General features: G+C 73.5%; 16 protein-coding genes and 1 pseudogene. 7 read left to right on the top strand and 10 right to left on the bottom strand.

Annotated elements, in window-relative coordinates; all coding sequences use genetic code 11:
- Window positions 1-257 precede the first annotated feature (257 nt).
- A complete protein-coding gene (locus CCN44_RS04700) occupies window positions 258-740 on the top strand; it encodes a VOC family protein (protein ID WP_059247407.1) in 483 nt (160 codons plus the stop codon).
- Between the two features lie 19 nt (window positions 741-759).
- Here the strand turns inward: CCN44_RS04700 and CCN44_RS04695 are convergent, their stop codons facing one another.
- The gene (locus tag CCN44_RS04695; protein WP_059254750.1) at window positions 760-1,656 is read right to left on the bottom strand and encodes an aminoglycoside phosphotransferase family protein; all 897 of its coding nucleotides are present in this window, start codon (window positions 1,654-1,656) and stop codon (window positions 760-762) included.
- Window positions 1,657-1,782: 126 nt separating this feature from the next.
- Here CCN44_RS04695 and CCN44_RS04690 point away from each other — a divergent pair, with 126 nt between their 5' ends.
- On the top strand, window positions 1,783-2,577 hold the full coding sequence (locus CCN44_RS04690; RefSeq protein ID WP_059247406.1) for a VOC family protein: 795 nt from the start codon (window positions 1,783-1,785) through the stop codon (window positions 2,575-2,577).
- Between the two features lie 33 nt (window positions 2,578-2,610).
- Window positions 2,611-3,309, top strand: coding sequence for a ribonuclease H family protein (locus tag CCN44_RS04685; protein WP_086696931.1), 699 nt, complete (start codon window positions 2,611-2,613; stop codon window positions 3,307-3,309).
- Here the strand turns inward: CCN44_RS04685 and melC2 are convergent, their stop codons facing one another.
- A complete protein-coding gene (melC2, locus tag CCN44_RS04680) occupies window positions 3,310-4,131 on the bottom strand; it encodes a tyrosinase MelC2 (protein WP_086696930.1) in 822 nt (273 codons plus the stop codon).
- A gap of 35 nt (window positions 4,132-4,166) precedes the next feature.
- Window positions 4,167-4,544, bottom strand: coding sequence for an apotyrosinase chaperone MelC1 (melC1, locus tag CCN44_RS04675; protein WP_086696929.1), 378 nt, complete (start codon window positions 4,542-4,544; stop codon window positions 4,167-4,169).
- 330 nt (window positions 4,545-4,874) lie between these two features.
- Between melC1 and CCN44_RS04670 the strand changes: the two genes are divergently transcribed.
- A complete protein-coding gene (locus CCN44_RS04670) occupies window positions 4,875-6,077 on the top strand; it encodes an FAD-dependent monooxygenase (protein WP_059247402.1) in 1,203 nt (400 codons plus the stop codon).
- A gap of 34 nt (window positions 6,078-6,111) precedes the next feature.
- Window positions 6,112-6,933: a lipase family protein gene (locus CCN44_RS04665; protein ID WP_208639707.1), complete on the top strand. Its 822-nt coding sequence runs from the start codon at window positions 6,112-6,114 to the stop codon at window positions 6,931-6,933.
- A 65-nt stretch (window positions 6,934-6,998) separates the two neighbouring features.
- Here CCN44_RS04665 and CCN44_RS04660 read toward each other — a convergent pair whose 3' ends face one another.
- Window positions 6,999-8,693 (bottom strand): cholesterol oxidase substrate-binding domain-containing protein, encoded by a 1,695-nt coding sequence (locus tag CCN44_RS04660; protein WP_086696928.1) that lies wholly within the window; start codon window positions 8,691-8,693, stop codon window positions 6,999-7,001.
- Between the two features lie 126 nt (window positions 8,694-8,819).
- Between CCN44_RS04660 and CCN44_RS04655 the strand changes: the two genes are divergently transcribed.
- Both CCN44_RS04655 and CCN44_RS04650 read left to right on the top strand, forming a co-directional pair.
- Window positions 8,820-9,803: an aldo/keto reductase gene (locus CCN44_RS04655; protein ID WP_059247400.1), complete on the top strand. Its 984-nt coding sequence runs from the start codon at window positions 8,820-8,822 to the stop codon at window positions 9,801-9,803.
- 67 nt (window positions 9,804-9,870) lie between these two features.
- Window positions 9,871-10,365: a DUF6328 family protein gene (locus CCN44_RS04650; RefSeq protein ID WP_059247399.1), complete on the top strand. Its 495-nt coding sequence runs from the start codon at window positions 9,871-9,873 to the stop codon at window positions 10,363-10,365.
- 31 nt (window positions 10,366-10,396) lie between these two features.
- Here CCN44_RS04650 and CCN44_RS04645 read toward each other — a convergent pair whose 3' ends face one another.
- The 6 genes and pseudogenes from CCN44_RS04645 to CCN44_RS04620 form a co-directional block, all read right to left on the bottom strand.
- Window positions 10,397-11,455, bottom strand: a complete 1,059-nt coding sequence (locus tag CCN44_RS04645) for a hypothetical protein (RefSeq protein ID WP_086696927.1) — start codon at window positions 11,453-11,455, stop codon at window positions 10,397-10,399.
- A 53-nt stretch (window positions 11,456-11,508) separates the two neighbouring features.
- Window positions 11,509-11,925, bottom strand: a complete 417-nt coding sequence (locus tag CCN44_RS04640) for a VOC family protein (protein WP_059247397.1) — start codon at window positions 11,923-11,925, stop codon at window positions 11,509-11,511.
- 160 nt (window positions 11,926-12,085) lie between these two features.
- Window positions 12,086-12,766: a DUF2238 domain-containing protein gene (locus CCN44_RS04635; protein ID WP_399010540.1), complete on the bottom strand. Its 681-nt coding sequence runs from the start codon at window positions 12,764-12,766 to the stop codon at window positions 12,086-12,088.
- Between the two features lie 86 nt (window positions 12,767-12,852).
- The gene (locus CCN44_RS04630; RefSeq protein ID WP_059247396.1) at window positions 12,853-13,281 is read right to left on the bottom strand and encodes an SsgA family sporulation/cell division regulator; all 429 of its coding nucleotides are present in this window, start codon (window positions 13,279-13,281) and stop codon (window positions 12,853-12,855) included.
- 222 nt (window positions 13,282-13,503) lie between these two features.
- Window positions 13,504-14,475 (bottom strand): LLM class F420-dependent oxidoreductase, encoded by a 972-nt coding sequence (locus CCN44_RS04625; RefSeq protein ID WP_086696926.1) that lies wholly within the window; start codon window positions 14,473-14,475, stop codon window positions 13,504-13,506.
- Between the two features lie 50 nt (window positions 14,476-14,525).
- A pseudogene (locus CCN44_RS04620) lies at window positions 14,526-14,976 on the bottom strand (serine/threonine protein kinase); the annotation flags it as partial.

Below are 14,976 nucleotides of genomic sequence, written 5' to 3'. Positions count from 1 at the left end.
CTCCTCCCCCGCGGCCGCGGGGGAGGAGCGCCCCGATGTCACCGATCGGCGGCCCGGGCTCCTCCCCGGCCGCGGTGGCCGCCCCGGGCGGACTCCGTTCCGGCGCGCCGGGCCCGGCGGGCTCCCGTGGAAAGCCGGCCGCAAGGCCGTACGCGCGACCTCCCCCCCCGCGGAGATGATCCGGCGGTCGGCCGATGAGTTCCGGAGCGTGCGGCGGTCGATACAGATGACCGCGTTCCACGCCCCAGGAGGAGCCCATGTCCACCGACGGATTCATCACGTGTCTCTGGTTCGACGGCCAGGCGGAGGAGGCCGCGCACCACTACGTGTCGATCTTCAAGAACTCCGGCATCGGGCGCGTCGTCCGGTGGACCGAGTCCGGGCCCGGTCCGGCCGGCTCGGTGCTGACCGTGGAGTTCACGGCCAACGGCCAGAAGTTCGTCGCGCTCAACGGCGGCCCCGAGTTCACGTTCAACGAGGCGGTCTCCTTCCAGATCCTCTGCGCCGACCAGCAGGAGATCGACCACTACTGGACGAAGCTCACCGAGGACGGCGGCGAGGGCGGCCCCTGCGGCTGGCTCAAGGACAAGTACGGCGTCTCCTGGCAGGTCGTCTACGCCCCGCTGCTCGACATGGTCGGTGACCCGGACCAGGAGAAGGCCGCGCGCGCCACCAAGGCCATGCTGGGCATGGGCAAGCTGGACGCCGCCGCGCTGGAGAAGGCGTACGCGGGCCGGTGACCGAGCGGCCCGGGCGCCGTCACCGCGCCCCGGCCTCCGCGAGGATCTCGGCGATCACGTGCCGGGAGTTCTCCGCCAGGGCCGGGTTGCTGTGCCAGTAGTACGGCAGCTGGATCAGCGAGATCGACAGGGCCCAGCCCCGGCCCCGCGCCCACTCCGCCTCCCCGGCGCCGACGGCCCGGCGGAAGGTGTCCCGGGCGGTTCCGGGCAGCAGGTTCCAGGCCACGATCAGGTCCACGGCCGGGTCACCGACCCCGGCACAGCCGAAGTCGATGACCGCGCTCAGCCGTCCGCCGCCGACCAGCACGTTCCCCGGGGACAGGTCCGCGTGCGCCCAGGCCGGCGGACCCGAGTGCGCCGGAGCCCGCAGCGCCTCCTCCCACGGGGCCGTCACGGCGGCGGTGTCGATCCGGCCGGTGAGCTGTGCGAGCGCGGCGCGGGTCGGCTCGTCCCGGGCGGAGAGCGGCACACCCCGGGCGGCGGCCGGCCCGCCGTGCGGGTCGATCCGGCGCAGCCGGGAGACGAACCCGCCGAGGTCCTCGGCGAGCCGCTCCGGCTCCGCGACGGCACCCGCGACCGGGTTCCGCCCGTCCAGCCAGCGGTACACCGACCACGGCCACGGGAAGCCCGCGTCCGGCTCGCCGAGCCCCAGCGGCTCCGGCGTCGCCACCGGCAGCAGCGGGCCGAGGCGGGGCAGCCAGCGCTGCTCGTGCGCCACGTCGGCGACGGCGCCGGGATGCCGGGGCAGCCGTACCACCAGCTCGGTGCCGAGCCGGAACATGGCGTTCTCCGTGCCGGTGGAGTCCAGGCGCCGTACCGGCAGCGCCGCCCACGCGGGAAACTGCCGGGCGATCAGCCGGCCGACCAGCGGCGGGTCGATGCCGACCTCGCCCTCACGCATCTCGACGGTGTTCATCGGGGCCATCACAGCGGAACGCGGGCCGCGCTGTCGACCGGATTCCCCGCCGGCTCGGCGCGCGGGCCGGACCCCGGATGACTAGCGTGAACAGACGGGACACACCACATCAGGAGGGCCGCCGGCATGGCCGTACAACCCGAAGGAACGCCCTGTTGGGCCGATGCGATGTTCAGTGACGTCGAGGGAGCCAAGCGGTTCTACGGTGACGTCCTCGGCTGGACGTTCGGCGAGACGTCGTCGGAGTACGGCAACTACACACAGGCCTACGCGGACGGCAAGGCCGTCGCGGCCGTCGTCCCGCCCATGCCCGGCCAGGAGGGCCAGTCGCAGTGGTGCCTGTACTTCGCCTCGCCCGACGTCGCGGCCACCGCGGAGAGGATCCGGGAGAACGGGGGCGAGGTACTGATGGAGCCGATGCAGGTCGGCGAGTTCGGCACCATGTGCCTGGCCCGGGAGCCCAGCGGAGCCGTGTTCGGCGTGTGGCAGGCGGGCACCCACGAGGGCTTCGAGGCGACGGCCACCCCCGGCGCCTACTGCTGGGCCGAGGTCTTCACCAGGGAGCCGGAACAGGCGGACGCCTTCCTCGCCGCCGTCTTCCCGTACCGGATGAAGGAGATCGAGGACGACGCGGTGGACTTCCGGATGTTCGACGTCGGCGAGGACACCGTGCTCGGCCGGATGCGGATGACCGACGACTTCCCGCCCGAGGTGCCGTCGTACATCAACGTCTACTTCACCGTCGACGACTGCGACGCGGCCGTCGACCGGGCCGTCAAGCTCGGCGGCGTCCTCCGCTTCGGCCCGATGAGCAGCCCCTTCGGCCGCTTCGCGGCGCTCAGCGACCCGCAGGGCGCGAACTTCTCGGTGATCGACATCACGACCACCGAGGGCGAGATGCCGAGGATCAAGGACGTCTGACCGTCCCGGAACGGCGCCGCCCGCGGCCATGGCATGATCGAGCACATGCGTGAACGTGTGGTGGCCGCGTGCGACGGGGCTTCGAAGGGAAACCCCGGACCGGCCGGATGGGCGTGGGTGGTCTCGGACGGCGACGAGCGGACCCCCGCCCGCTGGGCGGCGGGCCCGCTCGGCCGGGCCACCAACAACGTCGCCGAACTGACGGCCCTGGAGCGGCTGCTCACGGCCGTCGACCCGGACGTGCCGCTGGAGATCCGGATGGACTCCCAGTACGCGATGAAGGCCGTCACCACCTGGCTGCCCGGCTGGAAGCGCAACGGCTGGAAGACAGCCGCCGGCAAGCCCGTCGCCAACCAGGATCTCGTGGTCCGCATCGACGAACTCCTCGGCGGCCGGTCCGTCGAGTTCCGTTACGTGCCCGCCCACCAGGTCGACGGCGACCCGCTGAACGACTTCGCCGACCGTGCGGCCAGCCAGGCGGCCTCCGTCCAGGAGCCGGCCGGCAGCGAGCTCGGCTCCCCGGAACCGCCGCCGTCGCCCGACACCCCGGCGACGGCCGGGGCGCCGCGCCGGAAGGCGCCCCGCCGCACCGGCGGGGCCGCCTCCGCCCGCACCATCAAGGCGAAGTTCCCCGGCCGCTGCCTGTGCGGCCGGTCCTACGCGGCCGGCGAGAAGATCGCCAAGAACGCGCAGGGCTGGGGCCACCCGGAGTGCCGCACCGCCGAGGCCTGATCAGGCGTCGAACGTGTAGTGCGGGGTGTGGTCCAGCAGGTCCGCCGGGCGCACGGTGTTCCACGGCTTCATGGTGTCGTTCAGGTCCACCACGTCCGGCGTGCCGCCCGCCGGCACATAGGCGGAGTCCGGGTGCCGGCGCTGCCACTCCGCCCACAGCTTGTCGACGTAGGCGTGGTGCAGCCAGAACACCGGGTCGTTGGGGGAGACACCGGTGGCCATCTGCCCGCCGACCCAGACGTGCACCCTGTTGTGCAGGTTGACCCCGCGCCAGCCCTCCAGGTGGTTGCGGAACCCGTCCGAGGAGCTGTTGTACGGCGCCATGTCGTACGTCGCCATCGACAGCACCGACTCGACCTCGGCCCGCGTCGGCAGCTCGCGCACGCTGGTGCCGAGCAAGCGGCGCAAAAACGTGCGCCCGTCGACGCGCACGTTGATCGGCCAGTTGCCGGTGGACGCGGCGAACGGACCGTCCATCACCCGGCCGTCGGTGCTGCGCCCGGTGCCGCCGAGGAAGTCGGGCGCCCACAGCGAGGCCCGCACCGTGCGGTCGGTGCTCCAGTCCCAGTAGGGCAGCGCGACCGAGGAGTCCACCGACTGCAGGGCCTCCTCGAAGTCGAGCAGGAATCTGCGGTGCCAGGGCAGGAAGGAGGGGGAGCGGTGGCCGGTCCGCTCGCCGTTGTCGGTGTCCGACATGATGAACTCGTTGTGCGTGCGGACGAAGTCGTCGTAGCGCCCGCTGCGCTTGAGTTCGAGGACGGCGGCGACGAACCGCTTCTTCTCGTCGGCGGTCAGGGCGGCCTGGTTCTTGCGTACGGTCATGGTGCGCGGTGCTCCGGAAGTCCTTGCGGGGGCGGTCAGTTGGCGGGGAACGGCAGCAGCGGTGCGCCCTGCAGCTCGTCCACCGCGGCACGGGCGGCGGCGCGCGGGGTGGGCATCGGGTCGTAGTGACTGATGACGCTGATCCAGCTGCCGTCGGCGTTGCGCATCAGGTGCAGCTGCACGCCGTCGATGAACACCGCGTAGCCGCCCCCGTGTGCGTGGTGGTGTCCGCCGCCGCCCTCCGGGCGGCCCTGTATCCGGCGGCCCTTGTAGACCTCGTCGAAGGAATCGGGCGTGGCGGGCGCGTGGTGGCCGGCGGCCGACGCGGCGGGCGCGACGAGGGTGGCGGCCGAGGCCGTCGCGGCGACGGCGGCTGCCGCGGTGAGCGCGCGGCGCCGGGTGATGTCGGGCATGCGGGTCCTCCTGAAGAGTGATTCGGTGGTGACGACGCATGCCTATCGGGACGTCAGGGATCGGAAGAAATCGCCCGGAACGGGTTGGCTACGATCCGGACAATTAACCACATGTCATGCAGAGTTGAACTAAGATGATCTTGCTGTGGCCGTAGGCCGATCCGCCCCGGAACGGGGAATTCCTTGCCGGGGCGCCCTGCTTTCCGATGATCTTTTCCGGTCCCCGTCCGCCCGAGTGGCGCGGCTCACCGCGCCAAACTGACGCGATCGGGCGCGCCGCCGCCCTGCTACTCTCCGGTGCCGTTCGAGCACGTCGGGTGAGGGTGAGGGGTGCGGGTGAAGGTCGTCTGTGTGGGAGGCGGGCCCGCGGGCCTGTACCTCGCCATCCTGCTCAAACGGCAGGACCCGTCCCACGACGTCACCGTCCACGAACGCAACCCCGAGGGCCGCACGTACGGCTGGGGCGTGACGTACTGGCGCGGCCTCCTCGACAAGCTCCGCGCCTACGACCCCGAGACGGCGCGGGCGATCGAGGCGCACTCCGTCCGGTGGACCGACGGCGTCGCCCGCGTCCGCGGCCTGACCACCCGTCACCGCGGCGACGAGGGCTTCGGGATCGGCCGGCACCGGCTCCTCGACCTGCTCGCCGGGCGGGCCCGCGCCCTCGGCGTCCGCCTGGAGTTCGAGAGCGAGCCGACGGAGCCGCCCGCGGGCGCGGACCTCGTCGTCGCGGCCGACGGCGTGCACAGCGCCCTGCGCGGCGGCGCGGCCGACCGCTTCGGCACCCGTGTCACCACCGGCCGCAACCCGTACATCTGGCTCGGCACCACGAAGGTCTTCGACGCCTTCACCTTCGCCTTCACCGAGACCGAGCACGGCTGGATCTGGGCCTACGGCTACGCCTACAGCGGCGACCACAGCACCTGTGTCGTCGAGTGCTCCCCGGAGACCTGCGCCGGTCTCGGCCTGGACCGGGCCGGCGAGGGCGAGGGCCTCGCCCTGCTGGAGAAGCTCTTCGCCGACGTCCTCGACGGCCACCCCCTGATCGCCCGCTCCGGCGCCTCCTGGCAGCCCTTCCGCACCCTCACCAACCGCGCCTGGCACCACGGCAACCTGGTCCTGCTCGGCGACGCCGCCCACACCACCCACTACTCCATCGGCGCCGGCACCACTCTCGCCCTGGAGGACGCCATGTGCCTGGCCGACGCCCTGCGCGCGCACACCGGTCTGCCCGAGGCCCTCGCCGCCTACGAACGGCGGCGCCGGGCCGCGCTGCTGTCCGCGCAGAGCGCGGCCCGCTACAGCGCCCAGTGGTACGAGAACCTGCCCCGCTACATCCACCTCCCCCCGCACCGGATGTTCGCCCTGCTCGGCCAGCGCCACTCGCCGCTGCTGCCGTACGTCCCGCCGCAGCTGTACTACGGCCTGGACCGGGCTGCCGGGCGCCTGGAGGCGCTGCGCAGGCTCAAACGCTGGCTCGGCCCCCGGGCCGCCCGCGCCCTGCACGCCCGCGCCACCTCCCGGCGTTCCTAGCCGCCCCCGCACCCCCCACCGAAGGAGCCCCCGCATGGCCGTCCCCGTCGCGTTCGACCACACCTCCACCGGCTACAGCCTCCAGCGCGCCTACTGGCTGGCCCGCGCCGCCGAACTGGCCTACAGGGACCGGGCCGCCATCGAGGAGCAGGCCGCCCAGTGGGGCTTCGAGGAGGTGCGGCACCACCACACCCGGTTCACCCCGCCCTTCCCGCTCCAGGACACCCAGGCCTGCACCCTGGCGAGCGACCGGATGATCGTCACCGCCTTCCGCGGCACCGAGCCCGCCCAGATCAAGGACTGGCTCTCCGACGCCACCACCCCGCCCCGGCCCGGCCCCGGCGGCCACGGCTACGTCCACCACGGCTTCGCCGAGGCCCTGGAGTCCGTCTACCCGGCCGTGCACGACACGCTCGCCGAGCTGCGCACCGAAGGCCGGACCGTCTACTTCACCGGGCACAGCCTCGGCGGCGCGCTCGCCATGCTGGCCGGCGCCCGCCTGTACCTGGAGGAGCCGCACCTGGCCGCGGACGGCGTCTACACCTACGGTCAGCCCCGCACCTGCGACCGGCTGCTGGCCGAGGCCTTCCACAAGGGCTTCGGCGGCCGGATGTACCGCTTCGTCAACAACAACGACGTCGTTCCCCAGCTCCCGCCGGAGCCCGCCTTCACCCACGTCCGGTCGCTGCGCTACTTCGACGCCAAGGGCCGGCTGCACGAGTCGATGCCCCTGCTGTCCGCGCTCGGCGACCGGGCCAAGGGGCTGACCGCGGACCCGTTCGCCCCCGCCTCCGACGGCGTCCGCGACCACGCGATGCGCGCCTACCTGGCCGCTCTGGAGCAGAACCTGGCCTGAGCCGCGCGAGGGGAACAGCCCTACACCGTGTCCGTGCCGCCCGGGGCCGGCGCCCGGGCGGTGCGTCAGCGCAGCAGCCGGTCCAGGAAGGCGTTGCCGAACACCCGGTGCGGGTCGAGGCGGTCGAGGGTGGCGACCGCCCGGCGCCACACCTCGTGGCCGAAGGAGCCCGGTACGGCCGTGCCGAGCACCCGCTCGTCACGCCAGGCCGCGTCGGCGGTGTACGCCCAGCCCTTGGACCACTCCACGCGCGTGAGGGCGTACCCGCCGTCGAAGCGGCCGAGGAGGAAGTCCTCCAGCTCGCTCAGGAACGCCTCGGCGTACGGCGTGCCCGGCAGGGTCAGCACGTCCAGCCAGACCGCGGTGTCCCACTCGGGGTGCTCGGCGCTCGGCCGCAGCGCGGACAGCAGCGGGGCCCGCGCGCCCGGAACACCGGCGTCGGCGGGGTCGTCCAGGCCCGTCACCCGGATCTCCACCGAGCCGTTCACCGGGAAGCGGCCCCGTGCCGCGTGGACGGCGAGCCGCTCGCGGTAGAACCGGGTGAACTCGTGCACCACCCGCTGCACCCCGGTCCGCGCGGTGAGCACCGCGTACCCGTTCGCCGTCACCCGCAGCGTGGTCGGCCGCAGGTACAGCAGCGTGTTCTTCGACGGCCCCCACAGATCGGCCGACGCCGTCGCGGCGAGCCCCAGGGAGGCCACCTGGAGCTGCGCCGCGCCGAGCACCGGCGCCAGATACCAGGCCGCGCCGGCGACGAGCCGCCCCACCAGATCGGCGACCGGCTCCGGAAGCCGGTCGGAGAAGGGGTAGTTGTACGGCGAGGTGACGTGCCGGGAGCCGGCCGGCCGGACCGGGGCCACGCTCCACTCCTTCAGCCACGGGAACTCGGTGAAGGCGAACCAGATCGCCTCCACCCGGCCCGAGCGGCGCAGGAAGGACTCCAGCGTGCGCCCGCCGGAGCCGGGCGCCGCGAACAGTTCGCGGGCCGGGACGTCGGTACGGCTGACGCAGCGCAGAGTGCTGTCCGGGCCCACCCGCAGCACCGCCTCGGTGACGAAGGACCGGCCGAGATGGGTCAGCAGCGCGGCGCAGTCCGCCTCGTCCCGGCGGAAGGTACGCAGCACATAGGCCCCGCGGTCCGCGTCCCACACCACCGCCGTCAGCTCCAGCACCCGGTTGCTGAGCGAGCCGTACGTGCCGCCGGGCGGCCGACGTTCGCCGTCGGCCGGTACGGCGGTGCCGTGCGCGTCGATCGCCAGGGCGCCGCCGAGACTCAGATCGCCGGGCGCGGGGGTCGCGGTGAGCCCCAGGCCGTGCCCCTCCAGGAAGGTGAGCAGGGCCTCCAGGGTGACACCGGCGCCGGCCCGGACCGCCGTGGCGGACTCCAGCGCCAGGCCGGTCAGATGGCGCGTGGTGTCGACGAGCAGGACCCGGGCGGCGGCGGTCGTCCCCTCGGTGACCGTGAGCGGAGACCAGCCGTGCGAGCAGCCCCGGGCGCGGACCCGCCGGCCGTGCCGCCACGCCCAGTTCACGACGGCGAGCACCTGCTCGGGGCCGGTCGGGGCGCAGGCCCACAGCCCCTCGGCGGTGATCTCGCCCGCCCAGTTGCGGTAGGCCGAGCGGTAGAGCGTCACCCCGCGCGGAAATCCGGGGAGTTCGGCCGCGGCCGCCGCCGGGTCGGCCGCCACGAGCACCGGGGCGGCGGCCAGCGCGGCGGCCGTGCGCAGCAGGGCGCGGCGGTTCACGGAACGATCTTTCACGCCGTCACGCTAGGGGCCGCCCGAGCCACGTCCACGGCCCGCCGACGAGTATCACCCGTTCGGGTGAAGTGCGCGGGCGGAGCCGTCCGCTCCGCGGGGTGCCGTACCGGATGACACACTGACGCCATGGACGAACGCGTAATCGGCAGGTCGGGTCAGTGGGCATCGGTGGTCGGCCTCGGCACATGGCAGCTGGGCGCCGACTGGGGCGACGTGGACGACAAGGAGGCGCTGTCCGTCCTGGAGGCGGCGGCCGAGGCCGGGGTCACCTTCTTCGACACGGCCGACGTCTACGGCGACGGGCGCAGCGAGGGGACCATCGCCTCGTTCCTGCGCGGGCGGCCGGATCTGCACGTGCTCGTGGCCACCAAGATGGGCCGCCGGGTGGAGCAGATCCCCGAGAACTACGTCCTGGACAACTTCCGCGCCTGGAACGACCGCTCGCGCCGCAACCTCGGCGTCGACCGGATCGACCTGGTGCAGCTGCACTGCCCGCCCACCCCGGTCTACTCCTCGGACGCGGTGTTCGACGCCCTGGACACCCTGGTCGAGGAGGAGCGCGTCGCCGCGTACGGGGTGAGCGTGGAGACCTGCGCCGAGGCGCTCACCGCGATCGCCCGGCCGAACGTGGCGAGCGTGCAGATCATCCTCAACCCGTTCCGCATGAAGCCCCTGTACGAGGTGCTGCCCGCCGCCCGCGCGGCCGGCGTCGGCATCATCGCGCGCGTGCCGCTCGCCTCCGGGCTGCTGTCCGGCAAATACACCAGGGACACCGTGTTCGCGGCCAACGACCACCGCACCTTCAACCGGCACGGCGAGGCCTTCGACCAGGGCGAGACCTTCTCCGGCGTCGACTACGGCACGGGCGTCGAGGCCGCCGCCGAGTTCGCCGCGCTCGCCCCCGAGGGGTACACCCCGGCCCAGCTGGCGCTGCGCTGGATCATCGAACAGGACGGGGTGACCACGGTGATCCCCGGCGCCCGCAACCCGGAGCAGGCCCGCGCCAATGCCGCCGCGGCCAAGCTGCCGCCGCTGCCGCCGGAGACGTTCACCGCGATCCGCGAGCTGTACGACCGACGGATCAAGGACCAGGTCGAGTCCCGCTGGTGAGCGGGCGGGGGACGGGTGTGGGACAGTCGACCGTTTGAACGAACGGCCGGACGGTTACACGCATCGCATGACGGCGCAAGAGCAGCGCAGGGGGCGCGACGAGACCGAGGAAGAGCGGGCCGACCGGATGTGGGGTGAACTCATCCAGGAGGTCCGGGTGGCCCAGACCGGCGTGCAGATCCTCTTCGGCTTCCTGATGACGGTGGTCTTCCAGCCGAAGTACAGCACCCTGGCCACCACCGACCAGGTGATCTACATCGTGACCGTCGTCCTGGGCGCCTGCGCCACCGGCGCCCTCATCGGACCGGTCTCCCTGCACCGCCTGGTCTCCGGCCACCGGGTCAAACCGCAGGCGGTACGGCTGGCCTCCCGGCTGACCCTGATCGGCCTGGTCCTGCTGCTCGTCACGATGACGTCGTCGCTGCTGCTGATCCTCCGGGTGGCCACGCACGACGGCTATGTGCCCTACCTGGTGGCGGCCGTCGTCGCCTGGTACCTGGTGGGCTGGTACGGCCTGCCCCTGTGGGCCCGCCGCAGGTACTCCTCCCGGTCGGACGACTAGGGCCTGCCGCGCGGGCCGCCCCGGGAGCGGATCAGCCGGTCGGCAGGCCCAGCCCGTAGTACCTGACGTGGTAACCGTCCACGTACTCGGCTTCGCCGCCGATGACCAGGCCGGCCGGCTCGCGCACCCCCGCCGCCCGGGCCGTCGCCACGAGCAGCTCCGCGAGCGCGCGGCCCTTCGGTTCGCCGGGGCCGCCCGCGTCCACGCGCCAGACGGGATCGTCGTCGCTCCAGACCGAGGCCGTGCCCGGGTGCTCGGCGACGGTGCCCCAGCCGAGTGCCGCCGGATCCACTCCGTCCGGGGCGAAGCAGCCGATGGCCAGCCGCTCGCCGCACGCCACGTCGAACAGGAGGGGCGCGCCGGAGCCGGTGCGCCCGTAGAACGGCATCCCGAAGCCGATGCCCAGGGCGGTGGCCTCGGCGGGCAGCGCCCCCAGGAAGTCGCCCAGCGACCGGGTGACCGTCTCCCAGCTGCGGGCGGTCCACCCGCCGGGGAAGCCGAGGCCGGCATTGGCCCGGTCACGGTTGCCGCCGAAGAAGCCGCTCAGGGAGTGCTCCTCGCCGGTGCCCTGGCGCCAGAACCAGTTCTCCGCCGGGTCCGTGGGCCGCAGCACCAGCTCCGGCCCCGACGTCCCGGCCCGCAGCTCCAGGGTGTCCGGCCTGCCGCGCCAGCGCACGAAGGGGGCTCCCCACAGCGGCCCGCTGTCGTAGAACGGGCCCATGTCGCCGTACGAACCCAGGACGGACGGTGTACCCAGCGCCGTGGTCAGCTCCTCCCGGGCGGCGCGGAAGGCGGCGGCCTGCGCCGCGGCGTCCGGTGCGGCGGACGCCAACGGGACCGCCAGCTCCACGTACGACTCGCCGTCGACGTACCGTTCCTCACCGGTGCCGACCGGGCGCAGGCGGGCGGCGCCCGAGGGCCGGCCCGTGAGCAGGACCGGACGGTCCGGCGTGCCGTCCCAGGTCCAGCCGAGCCGGTCCGCCACGGCCCGCATCCCGTCCGGCGTCCAGCCGCCGGTGTCCGCCGCGCGGAGTCGCCGGGCGAGATCCGCGGCGCCTTGTTCTCCGGTGCTTCCCCGTTGTTCGATCATGCGCTCATCGTGCCGCATCCCGGACGGGACCGGTGCACCGGCGCCCGCGGCGGCTAGGGACGGACGTAAGGGCGGGTCATGATCTCCATGTTGTGGCCGGACGGGTCGGTGAAGTAGGCGCCGCGGCCCCCGAAGAGGCGGTTGATCCGGCCGGGGTCGCTGTGGTGCGGGTCGGCGTAGTAGGTGACGCCGAGGGCCTCCAGACGGGCGAGCGCGGTGTCGAACCGCTCCTCGGGCACGAGGAACGCGTAGTGCTGCGACTGGATCGGCTGCTCGCGCTCCTCGTAGTAGTCGAGGGTCACGCCGTTGCCGAGGTCGACGGGCAGGAACGGCCCGAACGGGGCGCCGACCGCCAGGCCGAGGACGGCGGCGAGGAATTCCGCCGACAGCCGCCGGTCCCGGGCGAGGACGGCGGTGTGGTCGAGCCGGACGGCGGTCGTCGGGGCGTGCGCAGGGGTGGTGGACTGCATCGGGTGGGTGTGTCCTTCGGTTCGTGAGGTCCGCGGGAAGGGGCGCCTTCGCGGGCGCCGGGGGAGGGAACGCGGAACCGGCGGCGGGCCTCTCGCCCGCCTCGCGCTCACGCCGAGGCCGGGAACCTCACTCGTGCGTGGCCCATGGCCGACCCGGCAGTCACCCGGCCGACTCTACCGACCGACGCGGGCCGGGGGCAACGGCCGTCAGCGTGCGCAGCTGACGGTCGTGCACCCTGCTGAGCAGCAGCAGGGACAGCACGGCGCCGATCAGCGCGCAGCACATGTCCCACTGGGTGTCCCACACATCGCCCTGGGTGGCGAGGAACGCGTCCGCGCCGTGCCCGCCGATCTCCGCCGCCAGCCACTCCAGCAGCTCGAAGCAGGCGCTGAAGGCCAGACAGGCGCACACGGTGAGCGGCGCCAGCCAGCGGCTGCCGCGCAACGGCGAGGTCCGGCTGAGCAGTTCCCGCACCAGCACGGCCGGGACGAAGCCCTGCATCAGATGCCCGAAGCGGTCGTACGGATTGCGCTCCAGGCCGAAGGTGTCGCGCACCCAGTCGCCCACCGGGACCTCGGCATAGGTGTAGTGCCCGCCGAGCGCGAGCACCAGCGCGTGCGCGGTCAGCAGCCCGCACAGCAGCCCCGTCAGCGGGAAGCGCCGCCGGGCCAGCACCGCCAGGGGCAGCCCCACCAGCACCCACACCGTCTCCAGGAACCAGGTGACGCGGTCGCGGGCGCCCCACGCCGACACGGCCAGCCCCACGGCGACCACGCCGGCGAAGAGGGCGGGCGGCACGCGACGCGGCGCGCGGAGCGGAACGGGGTGCACTGCGGTCACGGCGGGCTCCTTGCCTCGGGGCGGCCTCGGGGATGCCGAAGGAGCCCCATCGTGGCGCCGGGCCCGGGCCGCGGGCATGATTACGGCTACTCAGCCGTGGAGAGGATCTCCGCCAGCAGCTCGTCCATCGGCAGGCGTTCCCGCCCCGGCGGCACCACCTGGTCGGTCTCGCGCAGGAACGCGGCGACCGCGGGGGCCCAGGCGAGCACCACCGCGTGGTGCCGGCCGCCGTCCGGCCGGGGGTCGCCGAGGAACTCCAGGCGCAGTTCGTGCCAGGGGCCGGCGGTCTCCGGCCGCATCCGCACGTCCCCGACGCCGACCGGCCCGGCCAGGCCGTCGCGGAGCATCTGCCGGTCCAGCCGCCAGCAGGCCAGCACCCGGCCGTCGTGGGCGAAGACGGCGGTGACGGCGAACGGGTCGTCGGCGTCGTAGCTGAGATGGGCCAGCACCGGGCACCGTCCGGTGCCGTGGGCGAGGAGCTGCACCACCAGGGTCTTGTGCACGAACGAGTTCACGCGAGGGCCTCCGGGGACAATCGGCGTAGGGCCCTCTAGTACCCCCGAAGCGCCCGGGATGCTCACCCGTCAGACTGATTCCTCTCGCTCCCGCGTGCTCCGCGCTACGGGGCCGGACAGCAGCCGACGGTCTGTTGCCGTTCCTCCAGGCGCTGGGCCATGTCGTCCTCGCAGAAGTCCCAGCCCGTGCCGGCCCAGGGGGCACATCTGCGGGGGTCCGCGTCAGGCGAACGCCTCCCGCAGCGCCGGCAGCAGGGTCTTCGCCGACCAGTCCAGGAACTCCGGCTGCGCGTCGCCGCCGATCTGCACCAGGGCGACCTCCCCGAACCCGGCCTCCACGTAGGGGCGTACGGCCTCCACGAAGGCGTCGGGGTCGTCACCGCACGGGATGGCGGAGGCGACGTCGTCCTCGGTGACGAACTGGGTCGCGGCCTCGAAGGAGTCGGGGTGCGGCAGTTCGGCGTTCACCTTCCAGCCCAGGCCGAACCAGCGGAACTGGGAGTGGGCGCGCTTGACCGCCGTGTCCCGGTCGGGGTCGTAGCTCACCGGCAGCTGGCCCACCCGGGGTTTGCCGCTGCCGCCGTGCCGGTCGAAGGCCTCCAGCAGCCCGGCCTTCGGCTCGGTCGCGATCACCAGGTCGGCGAGCTGCCCGGCGAGCTTGCAGGACTGGTCGCCGGAGACGGCGATGCCGATCGGCGGCGCCTCCTCCGGCAGGTCCCACAGCCGGGCCGACTCCACGTCGTAGTGCTGCCCGTGATGGGTGACATGGCCGCCCTCGAACAGCGCGCGGATGATGCCCACCGCCTCTTCGAGCATCTCGTGACGGACGTCCACCGGTGGCCAGCCGCCGCCCACGACATGCTCGTTGAGGTTCTCGCCGGCACCGAGGCCGAGCCGGAACCTGCCCTCCGACAGCAGCTGCACGGTCGCCGCCTTCTGCGCCACGATCGCCGGGTGGTAGCGCAGGATGGGGCAGGTGACATAGGTCATCAGCGGGATCCGCGAGGTGGCCTGGGCGGCGGCGCCCAGCACGCTCCACGCGTACGAGGAGTGTCCTTGCGAGCGCAGCCACGGGAAGTAGTGGTCGGAGATCACCGAGAAGTCGAAACCGACGTCCTCGGCCCGCACCACGTGCTCCACCAGGTCCCGGGGACCCGTCTGCTCGGTCATCATCGTGTATCCGATTTGCACCATAACGAGCGAGTCCCCGGCTCGGCGGCCGGAAAACGGACGACCGGCGGCCGTCAGTCCTCAGGGGTGCGGAACGTCCGCAGGAACGTCTTCAGGGCCAGCCGGCTGGCCGCGTCGTCCCAGGCCGCGGCCGGGGTGGTGAAGCGCAGCGAGAAGCCGCGTGTCCCGCCCAGCAGGAAGCCCCGCCCGAGGGTGTGCGTCCGCGCGTCCCCGGTGCCCGCGAGCCACTCCAGGTCGGCGGCCGCGCGGCCCTGGTAGGTGGTGGCGCGCACGGCGCCGAGCCGGCGATAGCCGGGCAGCCGCGCCAGCCCGGGCTCGACGTCGTCCCGCCAGACGGCGACCGGGTCGGGGCCGACCCGCTCGCTGTAGGTGACGGCGAGCGTCGGCGCGTCGCCGCCCCGGCCGAAGGTGACGCGGTAGGCGAGGCCGCCCACCCGGGAGGTGGCCAGCCGCTTCCAGCCGTCGGGCAGCGCCACCGAGAACCCCTCGGGCGCGCTGTACCGG

The sequence above is a fragment of the Streptomyces tricolor genome (genome assembly GCF_002155905.1).
GTDB lineage: Bacteria > Actinomycetota > Actinomycetes > Streptomycetales > Streptomycetaceae > Streptomyces > Streptomyces tricolor.
The sequence above is the reverse complement of the archived record's forward strand: the minus strand, read 5'-3'. Positions and strand labels throughout refer to the sequence as shown.

Bases quoted from the DNA above. Each gene is read 5' to 3' on its own strand.
- CCN44_RS04655 (WP_059247400.1), top strand. From the start codon at position 8,820: ATGGACGAACGCGTAATCGGCAGGTCGGGTCAGTGGGCATCGGTGGTC.
- CCN44_RS04645 (WP_086696927.1), bottom strand. From the start codon at position 11,455: ATGATCGAACAACGGGGAAGCACCGGAGAACAAGGCGCCGCGGATCTC.
- melC2 (WP_086696930.1), bottom strand. From the start codon at position 4,131: ATGACCGTACGCAAGAACCAGGCCGCCCTGACCGCCGACGAGAAGAAG.
- CCN44_RS04685 (WP_086696931.1), top strand. From the start codon at position 2,611: ATGATCGAGCACATGCGTGAACGTGTGGTGGCCGCGTGCGACGGGGCT.
- CCN44_RS04650 (WP_059247399.1), top strand. From the start codon at position 9,871: ATGACGGCGCAAGAGCAGCGCAGGGGGCGCGACGAGACCGAGGAAGAG.
- CCN44_RS04625 (WP_086696926.1), bottom strand. From the start codon at position 14,475: ATGGTGCAAATCGGATACACGATGATGACCGAGCAGACGGGTCCCCGG.
- CCN44_RS04640 (WP_059247397.1), bottom strand. From the start codon at position 11,925: ATGCAGTCCACCACCCCTGCGCACGCCCCGACGACCGCCGTCCGGCTC.
- melC1 (WP_086696929.1), bottom strand. From the start codon at position 4,544: ATGCCCGACATCACCCGGCGCCGCGCGCTCACCGCGGCAGCCGCCGTC.
- CCN44_RS04665 (WP_208639707.1), top strand. From the start codon at position 6,112: ATGGCCGTCCCCGTCGCGTTCGACCACACCTCCACCGGCTACAGCCTC.
- CCN44_RS04700 (WP_059247407.1), top strand. From the start codon at position 258: ATGTCCACCGACGGATTCATCACGTGTCTCTGGTTCGACGGCCAGGCG.
- CCN44_RS04690 (WP_059247406.1), top strand. From the start codon at position 1,783: ATGGCCGTACAACCCGAAGGAACGCCCTGTTGGGCCGATGCGATGTTC.
- CCN44_RS04695 (WP_059254750.1), bottom strand. From the start codon at position 1,656: ATGAACACCGTCGAGATGCGTGAGGGCGAGGTCGGCATCGACCCGCCG.